Below are 1,136 nucleotides of genomic sequence, written 5' to 3' on the forward strand. Positions count from 1 at the left end.
TTTTTTTAGAAAACATTAGAAATTCAAAATTAATCAAATTAGTTCATTCTCACGTACTTTCATATGCTACCCCTTCAAATTTAAATTGAATTTGATCATTTGGCGCATTGGCTGGTTTAACTCTTATATTGCAATTAATTACAGGTATTTTTTTAGGGTCTAACTTTACTCCTCATACGGAGTGGTCTTTTAAATCTGTAATACATCTTATGGAAGACGTACCATACGGTTATATAATGCGCTATCTACATGCAAATGGTGCGTCTTGTTTTTTTATTTTTGTTTATCTTCATATAGGTAAAGTTCTTTTTTACGGTAATTATTTTAAGCCACGTCAATTTATATGATTTTCAGGGTTGCTAATATTTATTGTTATGATGGCAACTGCATTTATAGGTTATGTTCTTCCATGAGGGCAAATGTCATTATGAGGGGCAACTGTAATTACATCGCTTTTTACATCCGTACCAAAAATTGGGCATCATTTATGTTATATAATTTGAGGTGGTTTTTCAGTTGGCAATCCTACTTTAATGAAATTTGCTATGTTACATTATAGCTTGCCGTGAGGTATAGTGGCTGTGGTATATATGCACATTACATTTTTACATTTTACAGGCAGTAATAATCCTACTGGGATTGACAAACCTATTATGGTCAATTTTTTTCCATCATTTGGAATTAAAGATTTAGGTGCATTTTTAATTGCATGTATTTTTTTAGCATTTGTTTTAGCTTTACATCCAAATGTGTTTGGTCATCCAGATAATGATCTTCCAGCACAATATTATGTGACTCCTTTACATATTGTTCCTGAATGATATTTTTTGCCGTTTTATGCAATTTTACGTTCTATTCCACATAAATTGGGAGGCGTTATTGCAATGTTTTCATCTCTTTTAATTCTTTTTTTTGTACCATATCTTAATACTTCAAAATATAGAAATAGTACCTTTAACGTTTATTACTCGAGATACTTCTTTATATTTGTATTAAATTTATTCTTTTTAGCTTGAATTGGTCAACTCCCAGCCGAATCTCCTTTTGTTCATGTAGGGCTTATTGGCACTTTTTATTACTTTTATTTTTTCTTAATCATTTTACCACGATCTGGTTTATCCGACAAAAGTTATTAA

The 1,136-nt window shown here is 30.5% G+C and carries 1 protein-coding gene; it reads left to right on the forward strand.

The window, feature by feature from the left end; genetic code table 11:
* Positions 1 to 590: 590 nt before the first annotated feature.
* Complete coding sequence (locus V4538_17560; protein MES2382859.1) at positions 591 to 821, forward strand: hypothetical protein; 231 nt, start codon at positions 591 to 593, stop codon at positions 819 to 821.
* The last annotated feature ends 315 nt before the right edge of the window (positions 822 to 1,136 follow it).

It is taken from the genome of Bacteroidota bacterium (genome assembly GCA_040388375.1).
Taxonomy (GTDB): domain Bacteria; phylum Bacteroidota; class Bacteroidia; order UKL13-3; family UKL13-3; genus JAAFJM01.